This window comes from Alishewanella longhuensis, from assembly GCF_014653435.1.
Lineage (GTDB): Bacteria > Pseudomonadota > Gammaproteobacteria > Enterobacterales > Alteromonadaceae > Alishewanella > Alishewanella longhuensis.
This window is the reverse complement of record NZ_BNAO01000005.1, coordinates 91,913-108,830: the sequence shown is the minus strand read 5'-3', so window position 1 is coordinate 108,830 and position 16,918 is coordinate 91,913. Positions and strand designations below refer to the sequence as shown.

Genomic DNA, 16,918 nt, shown 5'->3' with positions numbered 1-16,918 from the left:
GCCAAAAGAGCGATTTTGAGGTATTGTTTTTGTAATTTTTCTACAAATGTGCTTTAAAGTCGCTATCAGCGCGGAAAAACTTTAGGATTGGCAATGAAAAAGACCTCAACAGCGAAAGCCGCCACGGCTTCGGTAACTGCGACTGAGCAGTTAAAAGAACGTATCGTTAAACATTTACACTCTACTCTTGGTACCGATCTCAATAAAGCCAATCATCAGGCGTGGTGGCGTGCCACCTGTGCCGCTGTTAATGAGCAGGTTTTTGATGGTTTGCGTACCACGCAACGCACTCATTATGAGCAAGATACCCGGGCTTTGCACTATTTTAGCCTCGAGTACCTGATGGGCCGCATGTTCAGCAATAACCTGCACAATCTTGGCTTATATAGCCAGGCGAAACTTGCTTTAGCAGAACTGGGTATTGATATCGCTGATTTGGAAGATCAGGAAGAAGATATGGCCCTGGGGAACGGGGGTTTAGGCCGTCTTGCCGCCTGCTTTATCGAATCGCTGGCGACCTTAAATTACCCGGCTATTGGTTATGGCATTCACTATGAGAATGGTTTATTCCAGCAAAGCTTCCAGGATGGTCGGCAAATTGAGCGACCAGACAGCTGGCGCGAATATGGTAACCCCTGGGAAATCTGCCGGCCGGAATCTGTACAAGAAATTGCTGTATACGGGTATGTTGAGACCGTGTATGACTTACAAGGTCAGATGAAAAAAGTCTGGCACCCTGGCCGTATTATCAAAGGGGTACCTTGGGATATTCCTATTGTCGGTTATGACGGCAGCTCGGTAAACGTGCTGCGCTTATGGGAGAGCCGCGCCAGTGATTTCTTTAACTGGGACGTGTTTAACTCGGGTGGCTACATAGATGCTGCGCGCGAAAACGTGGAAGCGGAAAACATTTCGAAAGTGCTTTACCCGAACGATGAAACCGATGCGGGTAAAGAGCTGCGGTTAATCCAGCAATATTTCTTCTGCTCGTGTTCCTTAAAAGACATTATCCGTCGTTATAAGCGCCGTCATGGCGATGACTGGAGCCAATTTGCCAAGCAGGTGGTGATTCAGCTAAATGACACGCACCCAGCTGTTGCTATTCCTGAGCTGATGCGTATTTTGGTCGATCGCGCTGAGATGGCTTGGGATGATGCCTGGGCTATCTGCCAGCAGGTATTTGCCTATACCAACCACACCTTGTTACCAGAGGCGTTGGAAAAATGGCCGCTGCGTTTATTTGAAAAAGTATTACCGCGCCATATTGAAATTATTTATGAGATTAACCGCCGCTTTCTGGTTGAGCAGGTTGATGTGTTGTGGCCTGGCGATGATGAGAAAAAACGCAAACTCTCAATCATCGAAGAAGGCCACGAACCTATGGTCCGGATGGGCCACCTGTCGGTAGTCGGTTCATTCAAAGTTAATGGCGTGGCAGAAATTCACTCTAAGTTAGTGAAATCAGATTTGTTTCCGGAAATGGTTGCGCTGTGGCCGGATAAATTTACCAACGTCACTAACGGTGTCACACCGCGGCGCTGGTTAAAAGCCTGTAACCCGCGGCTAGCGAAGTTGCTGGATGAGAAAGTAGGTACTGATTGGCCTACTGATCTGAAAAAACTGCAAAAATTGGCCGAGCATGCCAAAGATCCGCAGCTGCAAGATAGCTTTATGGCCATTAAACAGCAAAATAAAGCAGACCTTGCGTCAGTCATTAAAAAGCTGACCCGCATTGATGTTGATCCGGCAGCGATGTTTGATATTCAAATTAAGCGTTTACATGAATACAAGCGTCAGCATCTGAATTTATTACATATTCTGGCGTTATACCGTCGAATTTTGCAAAATCCAGATTACGATATGGTGCCTCGGGTGTTCTTGTTTGGCGCGAAAGCGGCACCGGGCTATAAGCTGGCCAAAGAGATCATCTATGCCATTAATAAGGTAGCGGAAAAGATAAACCACGATAAGCGGGTTAAAAACCGTATTAAAGTGGTCTTTATGCCAAACTACCGGGTAACCTTAGCCGAGAAGATGATCCCTGCGGCAGACGTGTCGGAGCAAATCTCCACAGCCGGTAAAGAAGCATCAGGTACTGGCAATATGAAATTAGCACTTAATGGTGCGCTTACTGTCGGTACCCTGGATGGTGCAAATATTGAAATTGCCGAAGAAGTCGGCGAGGACAATATTGCTATCTTTGGTTTAACCGTGGATGAAGTAAAAGCCTTACACGAGAAAGGTTATAACAGCTATGAGCATTATCATAATAATCCAGAGTTAAAAGCCATTCTGGATTGGCTGGAAACCGATTACTTTACCCCAGGTAAACCGGGTGAGTTAGCTGCTATTAAGCGCAGCTTATTAGACGGTGGTGATCCGTATCTGGTGTTAGCGGACTTTGAATCTTATCTGGCCGCGCAGCAGAAACTGGATACCTGGTATCGGGATAAAGCGCTGTGGGCAGAAAAAGCCATTATTAACACGGCCTGTGTCGGTAAGTTTACTTCAGATCGTTCTATTGAAGATTATGTTGCTCGCGTTTGGCAGCTAAAATCTTGTGGCATCCCTCGCTAGCATCGTTAGCGAGCAGGTTACGCCATAATTTAAAACGGCAGGGATTAATCCCTGCCGTTTTTTGCTATTTATGAGTCGCTAATTTGTTTCAAGCTTATTTGGTATAAAAGGTATCTCAGGTTATGATTCTGTTTTATATCAAAATACAGTTGGTATCTTTTCAGGAGCAGGAGTGATGATTGAACAGCAGTTACGCGACACCGGTGATTTTTTAGCGCTTACCCTGGCTAACCCAGATGGCTTATCGCCGTGTCATTTTACGCTGGACAATGGCACCGCTGTCGAAGTTTGGGATACTGGTGTGATCGCTTTTCAGCCGGTTAACTATGGGACTAAAGATATTATTTTAAGCTGCGGTGTGCACGGCAATGAGACTGCGCCAATCGAGATTTGTGCTGAGATAGTAAAAGATATTCTTACCGGCAAACTGCTGTTAGCGGAGCGCTTGTTAGTGCTAATTGGTAATCCGGCGGCGATTAACCTCGGCAAGCGTGAAGTAACTGAGAACCTAAACCGCTTATTTTCGGGGCATCATAGCAAAGGTGCTGGCGTGATAAACGCTGAGCGGAAAAGAGCTAAAGATTTAGAGCACTATGTCAGCCGGTTTTATCAGCAATCTGAGGGGGAGCGCCAACGCTATTTGTACGATTTACATACTGCTATTCGTGGTTCTCGTTTTGAGAAATTTGCTGTTTATCCTTTTTTACATGGTAAACCCTGGCGCAAGCAGCAGTTGCAGTTTCTGGCGGCCTGTGAGGTGACAACAGTGTTGTTGATGCAAACGGCGGCCAGCACCTTTAGTTACTATGCCTCAAATACGCACGGTGCTGATGCCTTTACTATTGAACTGGGTAAAGTACAGCCATTTGGTCAAAATGATATGACGCGCTTTGCCAAAACCGCGCAAACCTTAAGGGCGCTGCTCACCGCAACCCTTGCTGAGCTTCCGCCATTTTCCGCAGCACATTTTCACCTGTATGAAGTTTATCGTGCCATTAATAAACAAACCCAAGATTTTAAATTGCATTTTGCTGATGACGTCGAAAACTTTACCAGCTACCCCATGGGTACCTTACTGGCAACCGATGGTGATTTAGAATATCGGGTAGAGCGGGAAGGGGAAGCGTTAATCTTTCCTAACGCTAAGGTCGCGATAGGTCAGCGCGCTATGTTAATGGTGATACCAAAGGATGTGTCTAAGCAGTTAATTTAAGCGCTAAACTTTACGCTCAGTAAATATAACCTGACAGTGCAAAGCGCCGTCAGGTTTTTTTATACCGGTGTATTGTTGCAATGCAGTTTACGTAAAGGTAAAGTCAGGCGCAAAAAATAAGATAATAACGACATTGCGCTTAAGTTAATAGCCAAGCTAACAACCAAATCAAAAACCAAGTTAACAACCAAGAGACGCCTTATGACCAATCCAAATAACGCCACCATTACCACGGTGCATCGCGCTGCCTTTACCGGCGGTGACGCGTTAAAAATACCGACCTTAAGGATCCTGAAAGACGATGGTAGCCTGTATGACGGGGCAGAGGCACCAACGTTAGACCAAGCAACCGCATTAAAGATGTACGATACCATGGTGTTTACCCGGGTATTAGACGAGCGCATGCTAGCCGCACAGCGCCAGGGCCGCATCAGCTTCTATATGCAGTGTTTAGGTGAAGAAGGCACTACCGTAGGTAGCGCTGCCGCCTTAACTGAGCACGATATGATTATGGCGCAATACCGTGAGCAGGGCGCCTTGCGTTATCGCGGTTTTACTTTAGAACAGTTTATGAACCAGCTGTTTTCTAACGAGCTGGATTTAGGCAAAGGCCGCCAGATGCCGGTGCATTATGGTAGCAATGCTATCAATTATATGACCATTTCTTCACCCCTTGGCACGCAAATTCCACAAGCCAGTGGTTATGCTTATGCACAAAAACTACGTGGTCTTGATGCCATCACCCTGTGTTATTTTGGCGAAGGTGCAGCCTCTGAAGGTGACTTTCATGCCGGCATGAATATGGCTGCCGTGCACAAGGCTCCGGTGATTTTCTTTTGCCGTAATAATGGCTATGCCATTTCTACCCCAGCAAACGAGCAGTTTGTGGGTGACGGTATTGCCTGTCGTGGTGTTGGTTATGGTATGAAAACTATCCGGGTAGATGGTGCTGATATTCTGGCCGTATACCAAGCTACACAAATGGCCCGTGAACATGCACTGAAGCATCATGAACCCGTATTAATTGAATCTATCGCCTATCGTTTAGGTGCGCATTCTTCGTCGGATGATCCTAGTGGTTACCGCTCTAAAGAAGAAGAAGCTCTATGGCGCAAAAATGATCCTATCGCCCGCTTTAAAGCCTGGTTATTGCAACAAGGCTGGTTAGATGAAGCGGCCGATAAAGCTAAAACCGAGCAATTGCGTGTGGACATTTTAGACGCGTTAAAAGTGGCCGAAAAAGTCGCTAAGCCAGGTATTGAGCATTTAATTTCTGATGTTTACGCCGAGCCTATCCCAGCATTACAGCAACAACTGGACGAATTAAAACAGCATATCCGTAAATACCCGGATGCTTATCCAATTACTGCCGGGAGATTCGAATAATGGCAAAAATGAATATGTTACAGGCCATTAATAATGCGCTGGACTTGGCGATGGCCAAAGACGATGGCGTGGTCTGTTTTGGTGAAGATGTTGGCCATTTTGGTGGTGTGTTTCGTGCCACCAGTAAACTGCAAGAAAAGTACGGTAGAGCACGCTGCTTTAATACGCCGTTAACTGAGCAGGGCATTGCTGGTTTTGCTAATGGTATGGCTTCGCAAGGGATGAAGCCAGTGGCAGAAATTCAGTTTGCTGACTATATTTTTCCGGCTTTTGACCAAATCGTCAATGAAACCGCTAAGTTCCGTTATCGCTCTGGTAATGAGTTTAATGTTGGTGGTTTAGTGTTTCGTACCCCTTATGGTGGTGGTATTGCCGGTGGGCATTATCATAGCCAAAGCCCAGAAGCCTATTTTGCCCACACCCCGGGGTTAAAAATTGTCGTTCCGCGCGATCCCTATCAGGCGAAAGGCTTGTTATTAGCCTCTATTGCCTGCCCGGATCCGGTGATTTTCTTCGAGCCGAAAAAACTCTACCGTGCCTCTACCGGCGAAGTGCCAGAAGAGTATTATGAGCTGCCAATTGGTAAAGCTGAAGTGCTGCAACAAGGTAAAGACGTTACCGTATTAGCTTGGGGCGCGCAGATGGAAATCGTGCAAAAGGCCGTGGACATGGCCGCTGAACAGGGCGTATCGTGCGAAGTGATTGACCTTCGCAGTATTCTGCCGTGGGATGCCGACACCGTAGCCGCTTCGGTAAAGAAAACCGGCCGTTTAGTCATTAACCATGAAGCGCCGTTAACCGGTGGTTTTGCCGGCGAAATTGCTGCCACCATTCAGAAAATGTGTTTCTTACATTTAGAGAGCCCCATTGAGCGGGTCTGTGGCTTAGATACACCTTATCCGTTGGCCCTTGAGAAAGAATACGTGGCCGATCATCTGAAAACTTTCGAAGCCATTATGCGTTCGGTTAATTTCTAAGGAGTTTTCGATGAAACAGGATTTTATTCTACCCGATATCGGCGAAGGTATTGTCGAGTGTGAAATAGTTGAATGGCTGGTCAAAGAAGGCGAGCTAATCAGTGAAGATCAGCCAGTCTGCGATGTCATGACCGACAAAGCGCTGGTGCAGATTCCGGCCGTGCACAACGGTGTTGTTAGCAAGCTATATTATGCGAAAGGCGATATCGCTAAGGTGCATGCACCGTTATTTGAAATGCATCTGACAGTGGACAACAGCAGCTCGTCAAATCCGGTAACGGTTTCAGACACTGTACCTCAGATCAGTTCAACCGTAACTGAGGGCACAGCAACAATAGCCAAGAGCACTTCGGTATCGCGTGATATTACCGAAGACTTTATTTTGCCGGATATCGGCGAAGGTATTGTTGAGTGCGAAATTGTTGAATGGCTGGTGGCAGAAGGCGATAACATCGAAGAAGATCAGCCGGTCTGTGATGTTATGACCGACAAAGCCTTGGTACAAATCCCAGCCAAATACGCCGGTGTGGTCAGCAAGCTGTATTATGCCAAAGGCGATATTGCTAAGGTACATGCACCGCTGTTTGCTATTCGCCGTCAGGGCGACGAGCAAAGCCCAACAGCTACAGCGCAAAGCGCAGTAACATCCCAAGTTGTTGCAACGAGCACCGCAGCTAGCAATACCGCTACGAATACCGCAGCAAACACTAACAGCAGTGCTGCCAATAAGGCTGCAGCAAATAGTGCAGCAGCCAAAGGCGTTAAAGCCTTAGCTAGCCCAGCGGTACGCCGTTTAGCGCGCGAACTCAGTATCGATATTCAGTTAGTGCCAGGCTCTGGCGACAAAGGCCGGGTATTTAAAGACGACGTACATGCCTTTGCCAAACCTTCGGGGTCAGATCATGATCTGACCCCGAAGGTTAATGATCTGACCCCGAAGGTTACAGCGACCTCTGCCGCAACAAGCAGCGTGGCTGTCGCAAACAGCACCCATCGTGTTGAGCCAATCCGCGGTATTAAAGCGGCCATGGCGCGGCAAATGAGTGATTCGGTTGCCACCATCCCACACTTTACCTACTGCGAAGAAATTGATTTAACTGAACTGATTGCCCTGCGTAATCAACTGAAAGATCAATATGCCAAGCAGGGTGTTAAGCTGACGATGATGCCATTCTTTATGAAAGCATTATCACTGGCCATTAACGAATTCCCGGTAATGAATAGTCAGCCGAATGCTGATTGCACCGAGCTGACTTATTTTAGCGCCCATAATATTGGTATCGCGGTCGACTCTAAAGTGGGCTTGTTAGTACCTAATGTGAAGGGCTGTGAGCAAAAGTCTATTGTCGAAATTGCTAATGCCCTGACCAAGCTTACCGAAGCGGCACGCGAGGGCAGGGTAAGCCCAGCCGATTTAAAAGGCGGTACTATTACCATCAGTAATATCGGTGCCATTGGCGGTACTGTGGCGACGCCCATTATCAACAAACCGGAAGTGGCGATAGTGGCGCTGGGTAAGGTACAAGCCTTACCACGCTTTGATGCGAACGCTCAGGTAGTGGCACGGCAAATTATGCAAATCAGCTGGTCTGGCGATCACCGTATTATTGACGGTGGCACCATTGCTCGCTTTACCAATCTTTGGAAGCAGTATCTGGAGCAACCCAGCAGTATGTTGGTCGCCATGCGTTAACTCCAATTCAATCGATTAAAGCGATTAAAGAGCGTTCAAAGGGCCATTTGCTCGGTAGCCTTTGCGTTAAACAGCCCGGGAAACCGGGTTTTTTATTGTAAATAGATTTCTTTACGCGAAATGGTTTTTTGTAAATATAGCGTTGCGTGCTGGTCTGTTAGGGGGTAAACTTATGACTTTATTGGCTTTACCGAATTTGGGTTTGAACGGTGATCTAATGAGAAGTTGTAAGTTTAATGATAAAAAAACATAGGGATATCACATGAAAGGTAAATTAACACTCTTCTCTGCTCTACTCACACTAACTGCTTGCCAGTCAGCATCGACAGCCATTCCCTCAAAATACACTGAGCTTGCTGTTACAGAGGGGCTATTAGCGACAGCCCAGTATCAATCTTTGGATCGGATTGAAACTCGCTATCCTATTGAGGGGGCCCGTGATGGCAAAGACGGCTGTGCTACGCTGGAATATGTGATTACCCCGGACTATCAAATTTCCGAGGTACAGATTGTTGATGCCTCAGCACGCTATTTTGCCAGAGAAGCGGTACAAGCGTTGCAGAAGTGGCAGTGGCAAAGTGTGCCAGCAGGGCTCATTACCACACCAGTTAAAACGCAAACGCGCTTTGAATTCTGTTTAGAAAATAAAGAAGGGCGCTGTGCGCTAGAGCAAATAGCCAAACGTACCAGCTGTCGTGGTGTCGATGCATTACCGGTCGTCGGTTACCGGGTTATGAGGCCAAACTAGGCGTTTGGGGTGAGAATAAAATGAGGCTGCGTATCATCATCGGCAGCTTAAGCTTGTTATTGTTAATAGGCGTGCTCTTCCTCAGTAGCTATTTTTATAGAACTACGCTAAGCCCTAAAAGGCTTTCGCCAGAGATACCCTCTCTGGCGATTGAATCGCCTGAGCCGCTACAATTATCTCGCCATGCTTTGGAGGCTTCAGCGCAAAATAGTGAACATCATGTAGAAAGTCGTTTTCCAGAAGCTAGGGCCCCTAACGTCCAGCAAAAGATGCGCTTTGAAGACGACTGGTGTATTGCCGCTGTTGACCTGGATCAGCATGAATTTGCCTATTATCAACGTGAGCTTAACGACTGGGCGTTAACCAGAGGACAAATTCGGTTACCGCACCCCTGGCTGCCTGATTTGCCTTTGGATGAGTTGGGGCAATATATACTGCCTTATATCGACGCCAGTAAAGCAGAGCTTCTCTCCCAAATCCGTGCTGATAATGAATTCGCTATGTTGTTAGCGTTATCGCGTGACGAAATTTCTTTGACACAGCGACAGGAGATAGCACAGCGCTTAGTTACAAAAGGGCACACTGGCAATGCGCTATCACATTTAGTGATCCATGAGTTAATTCACGCTGAAATGGAATACAAAAAGCAGGGTGTTATTAATGCGGCAATAGAGGCTAGCCTGCACAGAATAATGGCTTATGTTGCCTACGGTATTGAGCACGGCGATTTATCAGCCTCTCATACTTATTTAAGCTTTACATCAAGAACCGACTTCTCCTTGGCGTTAAGTCATTATTTCAGCTCAACAACCACTAACAAAGTTCCGCAATATTTTGACGAACTAAAACACATCATTGAACAGGCGCGTAGCAAAAATCCTATTTCTTTACCCTCATTTAATGGGTTACCTAAAGCAGCAAAACATCAATACGAAAGGATACTGGCAAGGCTGTATGTCGATTTTCCTGCGCAGATGCAAAGTCTGCAGCTTAGCTTGGCGACAAGCGTAGGGGATCGTTTGACGCCATCTGACTGTGTTAATAAACAAGTCACTTTTTTTAGTGAGCTTGAACAGCGGGCCAGGGATCGCCGTAACGCAGCAAGTACAGAATAAATAGTGGATTAGACTTTGTATTTAAAAGCGCTAGTGGTAAGGTAAAGTCCTGTTATATAGGGAGTTGTCAGGATGTTATTACGGAGTTTCTGCTGTTGCTTACTATTCATGGCTTTAGCTGTGTGCGCTGATGTGGCACAACAGGTTTTTAGCCAGTACCAAGATGCTTTAATGGAAGTGCAAGTCGTTGAATTACAAAGCCAACATAAGTCATCCTTTGGTAGTGGCTTTTACGTTGCGCCTGAGCTGGTGGTCACTAATTATCATGTGATCTCCAGTTTTTTAGACACCCCGGAAAGTTACCAACTCATAGCCAAAATGGGCGAAACGCTTAATCCTTTGCAAGTGATTGCGGTAGATGTGGTTAATGATTTGGCGTTACTGAAAGCCCCCGAGCACAAAGGGCTGCTTTTTAGTCTGGCAGAAAAGCTGCCAGAGCAGGGCGAGGCGGTGTTTAGTTTAGGTAATCCACATGGTTTAGGTATGGTGGTTGTACCGGGTACCTATAACGGCTTAAAACAGCAAAGCTTCTATCCACGATTACATGTTACCGGCTCGCTGAACTCGGGTATGAGTGGTGGTCCCAGCGTTAACGCTGCCGGTGATGTGGTAGGCGTCAACGTTGCCACCCGCGGTAATCAGGTGGCCTTTGTGGTGCCATTGGCGCAAGTAGCCGCATTAATTGGCGTAGCGCCAGAAACTGCGCCGGCAAACAGCGAATTTACCGAGCTGGTACGCGAGCAACTGCTCGAAAACCAACAAAACATGTTGGCCCCTATTTTAGCATCGGATTGGCTGATGAAAGCCCTGGGCCGTGGTCAGGTACCAGAAACGATTGCGCCATTTATGACCTGCTGGGGCCATACTAACACCAGTCAAACCGCTAATGAGCTACGCTCTGCCAGAGCGTCTTGTGCCTTACAAGAACAGATTTTTTTAAGCCGTGATTTTTATACCGGCTCTATCGAGATGCAGTTTGAGTGGCTAGATGGTTCAGCCTTGCCCCTGTTAAAGTTTAACCATCATTATGCACAAAAAATAGCAAATTCACGCTCTGAAAACCGGGCAACGGCAAAAGATGTCACAGAATTTAGCTGCCACAGTGATGTTGTGCAGCTAAATGAACGCGCGACTCGGGTAGTTTATTGTGTGCGGGGTTATAAAGCCTATAGCGGGCTTTATGATGTGGTATACGTAGCAGCCACAGTGTCTCGTCAACAACAAGGTTTTATTAGCCGCTTTTCACTCTCCGGCGTGAGTAAAGAAAACGCTGATGCTTTAACCCGCAAGTTTATGGAGACGGTAGTATGGCAATAATTATTGAGCTGTTAAATAGCCAGGGCCAGAGTACGGGGATCCATAAATTTAGCCAAAGCGATATTCGCATCGGCCGTAGTTACGATAATGATGTGATTCTGCTGGATCCACACAGCTGTGCCGAGCATGCGATTTTAAGCCGTGATGAACACGGACAATGGCTACTTCGCGATCTTAACTCTGCCAATGGTACGCTAAATAGTCAGGGTCAGCGGGTAGAAATGGTACCCATCGCTGCGCAAGGCCAAACCTTTACCCTAGGTAAGCAACGATTACGCATCTTGTTCAGTGATACGGTAGTGGCACCAACCCTGCCTGTAGCCACTGGCTGGCAAAGTTTAAGCTGGTTGGCATCCTTACCATTGCTTATTACCTTATTAGTGCTGGTTTCAGCTGATTTTGCCTATAATACCTGGTTGTCGGCTATCGGCGAAAATGCAGAGCGCTGGCATCGACAACTGGTGCTGATCCCATTTATTTTAATGCTTTTTCTGCTTTGGCCGGCGTTTCTGGCGCTATTAGCTCGTTTCCGCTCGTATGAACCGCACTTTAGGCAGCAAGTGAGTTTAACCTTTGGCGTTTTACTTTTATGGTTGTTATGGGAGAAGTTACAGCTTTGGCTTGGCTTTAATTTTAGCAATAATTTGCTATTTATTGCGTTGCAGGCAATCATTCCAACCCTGATTTTGGCAGCTTTGTTTTGGTATGGTTTTAAGTTGGCAGGAGTGCAGCGTAAAGCAGTGCAGTTGGTACTTACCCTGTTGTTAACCAGCAGCTATTGGTCGATACCTTATCTGCAGTCAATTACGCCCACTTTACAACCCTCGTATCAAGCTGAATTGTTGCCTGCCGCCTTTTTAATCACCACGCCAACCAGTACTGAAGCCTTTTTGATACAGACTGAGACGCTTTATCAGCAGGTAAATCAGTAAGCAGTTGCATTAGCGGTATCGAGGAAATCAAAGGGTCAGAGACTTTGACCTTAGTTCTGTAAACAAAATACGAGTGTGCTATGACTGATTTTATTGAGGTTTACGATAATGCGCTAGATCCTGTGTTTTGCCAGCAGCTGATCGCTGATTTTGAAAAAAGCGCGCACAAGCAACCAGGTCGAACAGGTGGTGGCGTGGATCCCAGCAAAAAGATAAGCACAGATTTATATTTAAACGAGCATGCCGCATTTCAGTCGCACCTTGCCACCATCATTGCAGCAACCGCCAGGTGCGCTGAGCAGTATTTTCGACAATACCATTTTGCCCTGATTGGACCGATAGCACTGACTATTCGCCATCCCGAAACCGGCCAGCCGGTTGCTTTAACACACGATAACTTTGCTGAGATAGGCAGCAATAAAGTAGCCGATTACATGCGTGCTTTGTTTCGCATCGGTGCCGTGCAAATGCAAAAATACGATGTCGCTAAAGGCAACTATAATTATTGGCATTCTGAAGTCTACCCTGAGCAACCTCATAATGAGGCGTTACACCGCGCATTGTTGTTCATGTTCTATCTGAATGATGTAAATGAGGGGGGCCAGACGGAGTTTTATTATCAAAACAAAGTTGTCCAACCTAAAACAGGGCGTATGGTGATCGCACCGGCCTATTTTACTCATACCCACAGGGGCTGTATTCCACGATCTGAGGATAAATATATCCTCACCAGCTGGATTTTATTTCAGCGAGCTGAACAGTTGTATGGTGCTGCGAAGGGCTGAGTTTTTCAACACGCCCTGGCTAATTAAAGCTTACCGCTTGAGCATTTTGTCTCCTAGCACGAGTAGTGCTGGGGTTAAAAATAGCGTGAGCAAGGTGGCAAAAGAAAGACCACCGGCGATGGCGCTGGATAATTGTGTCCACCACATGGTGGATGGAGCGCCAAAGCCCAAGCTGGGTTCTAGCAAATTGACATTAACCGCCAGTACCATCGGCATTAGGCCCAGCACTGTAGTGATGGAGGTTAACAGCACTGGCCGTAAGCGTAAGGTACCGGTTTCCAGCGCGGCGTTAATGCTGTCTAGCCCCTGCGCTTTTAGCTGATTGTAGGTATCAATCAACACGATATTGTTATTTACTACGATACCTGCCAGACCAATAATGCCCATGCCGACCATCACGATGCCAAAGGGTTGGGCGTTAATCAAAAGCCCTAATAAAACACCTGCTGTGGAAAGCACAATGGCAGATAAAATCAGTAGCGTTTGATACCAGCTGTTAAACTGCACCAGCAAAATCATCAGCATTAAAAAGATGGCAATTACAAAGGCGCTGACTAAAAACGTCATCGCCTCTTGTTGATCAGCATCTTCCCCGGCAGTTTTTAGCATTACGCCCTCGGGCAGGGTAATGCCACTGTTTTTTAATGCCGCTAAACGTTCAGCAACCTGGAAACCGGGGGCCAGGTCGCTTTTAATGGTAACCGCACGGTTGCTATCGATACGGCGAATAACACTGGTTTTTTCGGCCGGGCGTAAGGTAACAAAGTTAGTTAGCGGCACCTGGCCACGGGATGTTTCTACGGTAAGCCGTTCTAACTGACTGAGCGAGCGCCAGCTCTCGGGAAAGCGTACCCGAATATCCACTTCATCGCTGGCATACACTGGCCGAAATTTGGCCAACAACAAGCCGTTGCTTACCAGTTGTACGGCATTACCCACCGTTAATACATCGGCACCAAAACGGGCGGCGGCGGCGCGATCTACCTCTAAGCGCCATTCAATACCCGGTAAGCTACGATCATCTTCTATATCGACAAAGCCGTCCATGCTGCTCATCTGCCGTAGAATGGCATTTACTGCCTGTTCGGTAAGGGCCGGATCTTGCGCACTGATTTGCAGCTCTATGGGTTTACCTGCGGCAGGGCCCTCTTGTTGTTGTCGAAATGCCAAGACAACGCCCGGGATATCGGCGGTTAATTGGCGCATCTCATCCAAAATTTCGCTGGCGCGACGGCGCTGATGCCAGTCAATAAACTGAAATTGCAAGGTGCCAATGACGTCGGCAGTTAACTCACCACTAGCTGCGGCCATACTGCGGGCGTAGAGGGCTTTAACTTCGGGTAAATGCAGTAAACGCTGCTCGACTTGCTGTAATACGGTATCCTTTTCATACACCGACAGATCGCCGCGAGCCCGCACCCAAACCTGCGCAGATTCTGGTTCGACCGACGGGAAAAACTCTAATCCGTGATTGAATTTACCATAAGCAAAATAGACCAACACCACACCGCCAAGCGCCCCGGCTAAGGTTAAGCCCGGATGACGTAATAAGCGATGCAGTAGCTGGCGATAAGCCAACGTAAGGCGATTAGGGCCGTCACGATGTGGTTGCGTGCAGCTAGCTTCAGAGCGTGGTTTACCCAAACTGCCCATTACTGGTAAAAACACTAAGGCCATCAGTAAGGAAGCCAGCAAACAGAGAATAACGGTTGCTGGCAGATATTTCATAAACTGGCCAACAATGCCGGGCCAAAACAATAAGGGTACAAAAACGGCGAGGGTGGTGCAGGTAGAGGCAATAATGGGCCAGGACATCCTGTCTGCGGCATTTAGCCAAGCGGTTTTTTGATCTTGTCCTTCCTGCACGTTTCGATCGGCTAACTCACTGACCACAATAGCGCCATCGACCAACATACCTGCCACCAGTATTAATGAAAACAGCACGATGATGTTCATGGTAAAACCAATCATCCAAATCATTAAAATACCAGCAAAGAAGGCACCGGGTATGGTGATCCCAACGAGTATCGCCGAGCGCATACCCATGGTGGCTAAGATCAGGATCAGCACTAAGACCACCGCAGTTAATACATTATTGAGTAAGTCAGAGAGCATATTCTCGACTTCTTTTGACTGATCCATAATGTAGTTAATTTGCATACCTTCCGGAAACAGCACTGAAGCTTGCTCGAGCAAGGCTTTGGTTTGTTCAATGGTGGAGATAATATTGGCACCGCTGCGTTTTTTAATCTCCAGCACCAATGCCGGTTGGCCATTAATACGGGCAAAGCCCAAGGGATCTTTAAAACTGGCGTTTACCGTGGCAACATCGGCAAAGGTAATAACGGTATCACCATTAACTTTAATCGGAATAGAAAGCACGTCCTTCAGGTTTTCAATAATACCGGGTACTTTTAACGCCATGCGCCCCGCGCCGGTATCTAAGCTGCCCGCAGCAACCAGCCGATTATTGTTGGATACCAGGGTAAAGAGTTGCTGATAATCTAAACCATAGCTTTGCAGCACTTGTGGGTCGACGATAATTTCCAGTACATCTTCCCGATCGCCGCCAATATCCACTTCCAGCACTTCCGGAATACCTTCAATTTGCTCTTTTAGCTGCCGGGCAATGGCCACCAGCATCGGCTCGGGAACCGGACCGGATAACCCAACCGATAACACCGGGAACAGGCCAACATTAATTTCATTTACGGTGGGCTCTTTCGCTTCGGCAGGTAACTTGGCGCGCGCGGCATCGACTTTTACCCGTACATCGGCCAAGGCTTTATCGGCATTAAAACCGGCATCAAACTCCAGCATCACCGAGGCATGGCCTTCGCTGGCGGTTGAGGTCATTTTTTTAATGCCTTCCAGCGAGCGCAATTCGTGTTCCATCGGCCGCACTAACAAGCGTTCACCATCTTCCGGGCTGATACCATCCAGTGACATAGAGACATACATCATAGGGATGGCGACATCGGGGTTTGCTTCTTTGGGAATAACCAGATAAGCGCTAATACCTGCAGCAAATAAAAACAGCAGTAACATTAAACTCGCCCTGCTGCGTGCAATGGCAGCGGCAATCAAGGCTCTCATTCTGCGCCCTCTGGTTTCACATTAACCTGTTGCCCTGGCTCGACAAAGCCTGCACCTAGCGTAATCAGTTCTACTTGCTCGGGTAGGCCACTGACCCAGGCTTGATTATTATCGGCGCTAAGCAGCGTTACCGGGTAAAACACGACCTTTTCGGCAACCACTGCATATACGCCTAAGCGCCCAGCGTTATCTAATTTAAGTAAGGCCGGTGACAGGGCATGGGCTTGTACCGGCGCTAAGCTGATATGTAAGGTCGCACTGGCACCTGCTAACGGCAGCAAGTTGGAGTTGCTAACGGTTGCTTCAATATAGTAGCTGCGAGTTGTGCTCTCAGCGGCCGGGCTGATAAAGCTTAACTTGCCTGGCAATTCACGACCGTCCAACAGCTTTACTTTGACGTCTTGTCCCAGCACTAGTTGCGGTAATTGTTGCTGCGGGATCTGGGCTGTGGCTCTCAGTTGGCTAATGTCGACCAAATGAAACAGCGCCGTGCCGGCTTGGATAAAGCTGCCTGGCTCTACCAGCCGTTTGGCCAGGATACCATTAAAAGGCGCTTGTGGTTTGCTATGGGTAAGGGCTAATTGGGCCTCGACCAGGTTTACTTCGGCATTGCGCAGTTCACTGGTGAGCCGGCTTAATTCGGTTTCTGATACGAATTGCTGCTTTTGTAGCGCTTTAGCGCTGTTTAGCTCACTTTGCCGCAAAGCGAGTAGGGCTTTAGCCTGATCTAAACGGGCACTGCGGCCTTCGTCTGCGAGTTCTAACAGGATATCGCCTTGCTGAACCGTATCTCCCTGATCACGTACTAACTTGGTAATACGCCCTGTAGTTTGGGCTTGTAGTTCAATACTATGCCAGGCTTGCAATTGACCTTGGAGTTTTTGCATCGCCGGGTAAGGTTTTGCTGCACTAACACGGCTTTGTACTGTGAAAAGCCCGGCTGGTACTCGCGCTGTTGCCGCGGGCGCTTCGGTTTTACTCTGATACTGGGTACCCAGCACTAGCCAAAGCAGCAAAGCCAAGGCAAGCAGCACAGCAATAACAGGAGGGGTAAGCTTTTTTAAGATCATATCAGTTCC

General features: G+C 47.5%; 12 protein-coding genes. 10 read left to right on the top strand and 2 right to left on the bottom strand.

The annotated features are described in order from the left end of the window. Positions 1 to 93 precede the first annotated feature (93 nt). From IE163_RS11440 to IE163_RS11395, 10 genes are all read left to right on the top strand, one after another. Positions 94 to 2,577, top strand: a complete 2,484-nt coding sequence (locus tag IE163_RS11440) for a glycogen/starch/alpha-glucan phosphorylase (protein WP_189433110.1) — start codon at positions 94 to 96, stop codon at positions 2,575 to 2,577. A gap of 175 nt (positions 2,578 to 2,752) precedes the next feature. Continuing rightward, positions 2,753 to 3,790 carry a succinylglutamate desuccinylase gene (gene astE / locus IE163_RS11435; protein WP_189433251.1) on the top strand — a complete coding sequence of 346 codons (1,038 nt, stop codon included), beginning with the start codon at positions 2,753 to 2,755 and terminating at the stop codon, positions 3,788 to 3,790. A gap of 201 nt (positions 3,791 to 3,991) precedes the next feature. After that, positions 3,992 to 5,176: a thiamine pyrophosphate-dependent dehydrogenase E1 component subunit alpha gene (locus tag IE163_RS11430; protein ID WP_189433109.1), complete on the top strand. Its 1,185-nt coding sequence runs from the start codon at positions 3,992 to 3,994 to the stop codon at positions 5,174 to 5,176. Next, on the top strand, positions 5,176 to 6,153 hold the full coding sequence (locus tag IE163_RS11425; RefSeq protein WP_189433108.1) for an alpha-ketoacid dehydrogenase subunit beta: 978 nt from the start codon (positions 5,176 to 5,178) through the stop codon (positions 6,151 to 6,153). Before IE163_RS11430 ends, IE163_RS11425 begins: the two co-directional genes overlap by 1 nt. 10 nt (positions 6,154 to 6,163) lie before the next feature. Beyond that, positions 6,164 to 7,846 carry a dihydrolipoyllysine-residue acetyltransferase gene (locus IE163_RS11420; protein WP_189433107.1) on the top strand — a complete coding sequence of 561 codons (1,683 nt, stop codon included), beginning with the start codon at positions 6,164 to 6,166 and terminating at the stop codon, positions 7,844 to 7,846. A 262-nt stretch (positions 7,847 to 8,108) separates the two neighbouring features. Then, on the top strand, positions 8,109 to 8,594 hold the full coding sequence (locus IE163_RS11415) for an energy transducer TonB (protein ID WP_189433106.1): 486 nt from the start codon (positions 8,109 to 8,111) through the stop codon (positions 8,592 to 8,594). A gap of 20 nt (positions 8,595 to 8,614) precedes the next feature. Then, positions 8,615 to 9,709: a hypothetical protein gene (locus tag IE163_RS11410; protein ID WP_189433105.1), complete on the top strand. Its 1,095-nt coding sequence runs from the start codon at positions 8,615 to 8,617 to the stop codon at positions 9,707 to 9,709. A 108-nt stretch (positions 9,710 to 9,817) separates the two neighbouring features. Then, positions 9,818 to 11,026 (top strand): S1 family peptidase, encoded by a 1,209-nt coding sequence (locus tag IE163_RS11405; RefSeq protein WP_229833539.1) that lies wholly within the window; start codon positions 9,818 to 9,820, stop codon positions 11,024 to 11,026. Further along, on the top strand, positions 11,017 to 11,958 hold the full coding sequence (locus tag IE163_RS11400) for an FHA domain-containing protein (RefSeq protein ID WP_189433103.1): 942 nt from the start codon (positions 11,017 to 11,019) through the stop codon (positions 11,956 to 11,958). The genes IE163_RS11405 and IE163_RS11400 overlap by 10 nt, the downstream gene beginning before the upstream one ends. Positions 11,959 to 12,038: 80 nt before the next feature. Then, positions 12,039 to 12,743 carry a 2OG-Fe(II) oxygenase gene (locus tag IE163_RS11395; RefSeq protein ID WP_189433102.1) on the top strand — a complete coding sequence of 235 codons (705 nt, stop codon included), beginning with the start codon at positions 12,039 to 12,041 and terminating at the stop codon, positions 12,741 to 12,743. 30 nt (positions 12,744 to 12,773) lie between these two features. Here the strand turns inward: IE163_RS11395 and IE163_RS11390 are convergent, their stop codons facing one another. Together IE163_RS11390 and IE163_RS11385 are read right to left on the bottom strand one after the other, a co-directional pair. Next, a complete protein-coding gene (locus IE163_RS11390; RefSeq protein WP_189433101.1) occupies positions 12,774 to 15,839 on the bottom strand; it encodes an efflux RND transporter permease subunit in 3,066 nt (1,021 codons plus the stop codon). Further along, positions 15,836 to 16,909 (bottom strand): efflux RND transporter periplasmic adaptor subunit, encoded by a 1,074-nt coding sequence (locus IE163_RS11385; protein ID WP_189433100.1) that lies wholly within the window; start codon positions 16,907 to 16,909, stop codon positions 15,836 to 15,838. The genes IE163_RS11390 and IE163_RS11385 overlap by 4 nt, the downstream gene beginning before the upstream one ends. Positions 16,910 to 16,918 lie beyond the last annotated feature (9 nt).

Coding starts and splice junctions, on each gene's coding strand:
- IE163_RS11410 (WP_189433105.1), top strand. CDS start 8,615: ATGAGGCTGCGTATCATCATCGGCAGCTTAAGCTTGTTATTGTTAATA.
- IE163_RS11430 (WP_189433109.1), top strand. CDS start 3,992: ATGACCAATCCAAATAACGCCACCATTACCACGGTGCATCGCGCTGCC.
- IE163_RS11390 (WP_189433101.1), bottom strand. CDS start 15,839: ATGAGAGCCTTGATTGCCGCTGCCATTGCACGCAGCAGGGCGAGTTTA.
- IE163_RS11395 (WP_189433102.1), top strand. CDS start 12,039: ATGACTGATTTTATTGAGGTTTACGATAATGCGCTAGATCCTGTGTTT.
- IE163_RS11400 (WP_189433103.1), top strand. CDS start 11,017: ATGGCAATAATTATTGAGCTGTTAAATAGCCAGGGCCAGAGTACGGGG.
- IE163_RS11415 (WP_189433106.1), top strand. CDS start 8,109: ATGAAAGGTAAATTAACACTCTTCTCTGCTCTACTCACACTAACTGCT.
- astE (WP_189433251.1), top strand. CDS start 2,753: ATGATTGAACAGCAGTTACGCGACACCGGTGATTTTTTAGCGCTTACC.
- IE163_RS11420 (WP_189433107.1), top strand. CDS start 6,164: ATGAAACAGGATTTTATTCTACCCGATATCGGCGAAGGTATTGTCGAG.
- IE163_RS11425 (WP_189433108.1), top strand. CDS start 5,176: ATGGCAAAAATGAATATGTTACAGGCCATTAATAATGCGCTGGACTTG.
- IE163_RS11385 (WP_189433100.1), bottom strand. CDS start 16,909: ATGATCTTAAAAAAGCTTACCCCTCCTGTTATTGCTGTGCTGCTTGCC.
- IE163_RS11405 (WP_229833539.1), top strand. CDS start 9,818: ATGGCTTTAGCTGTGTGCGCTGATGTGGCACAACAGGTTTTTAGCCAG.
- IE163_RS11440 (WP_189433110.1), top strand. CDS start 94: ATGAAAAAGACCTCAACAGCGAAAGCCGCCACGGCTTCGGTAACTGCG.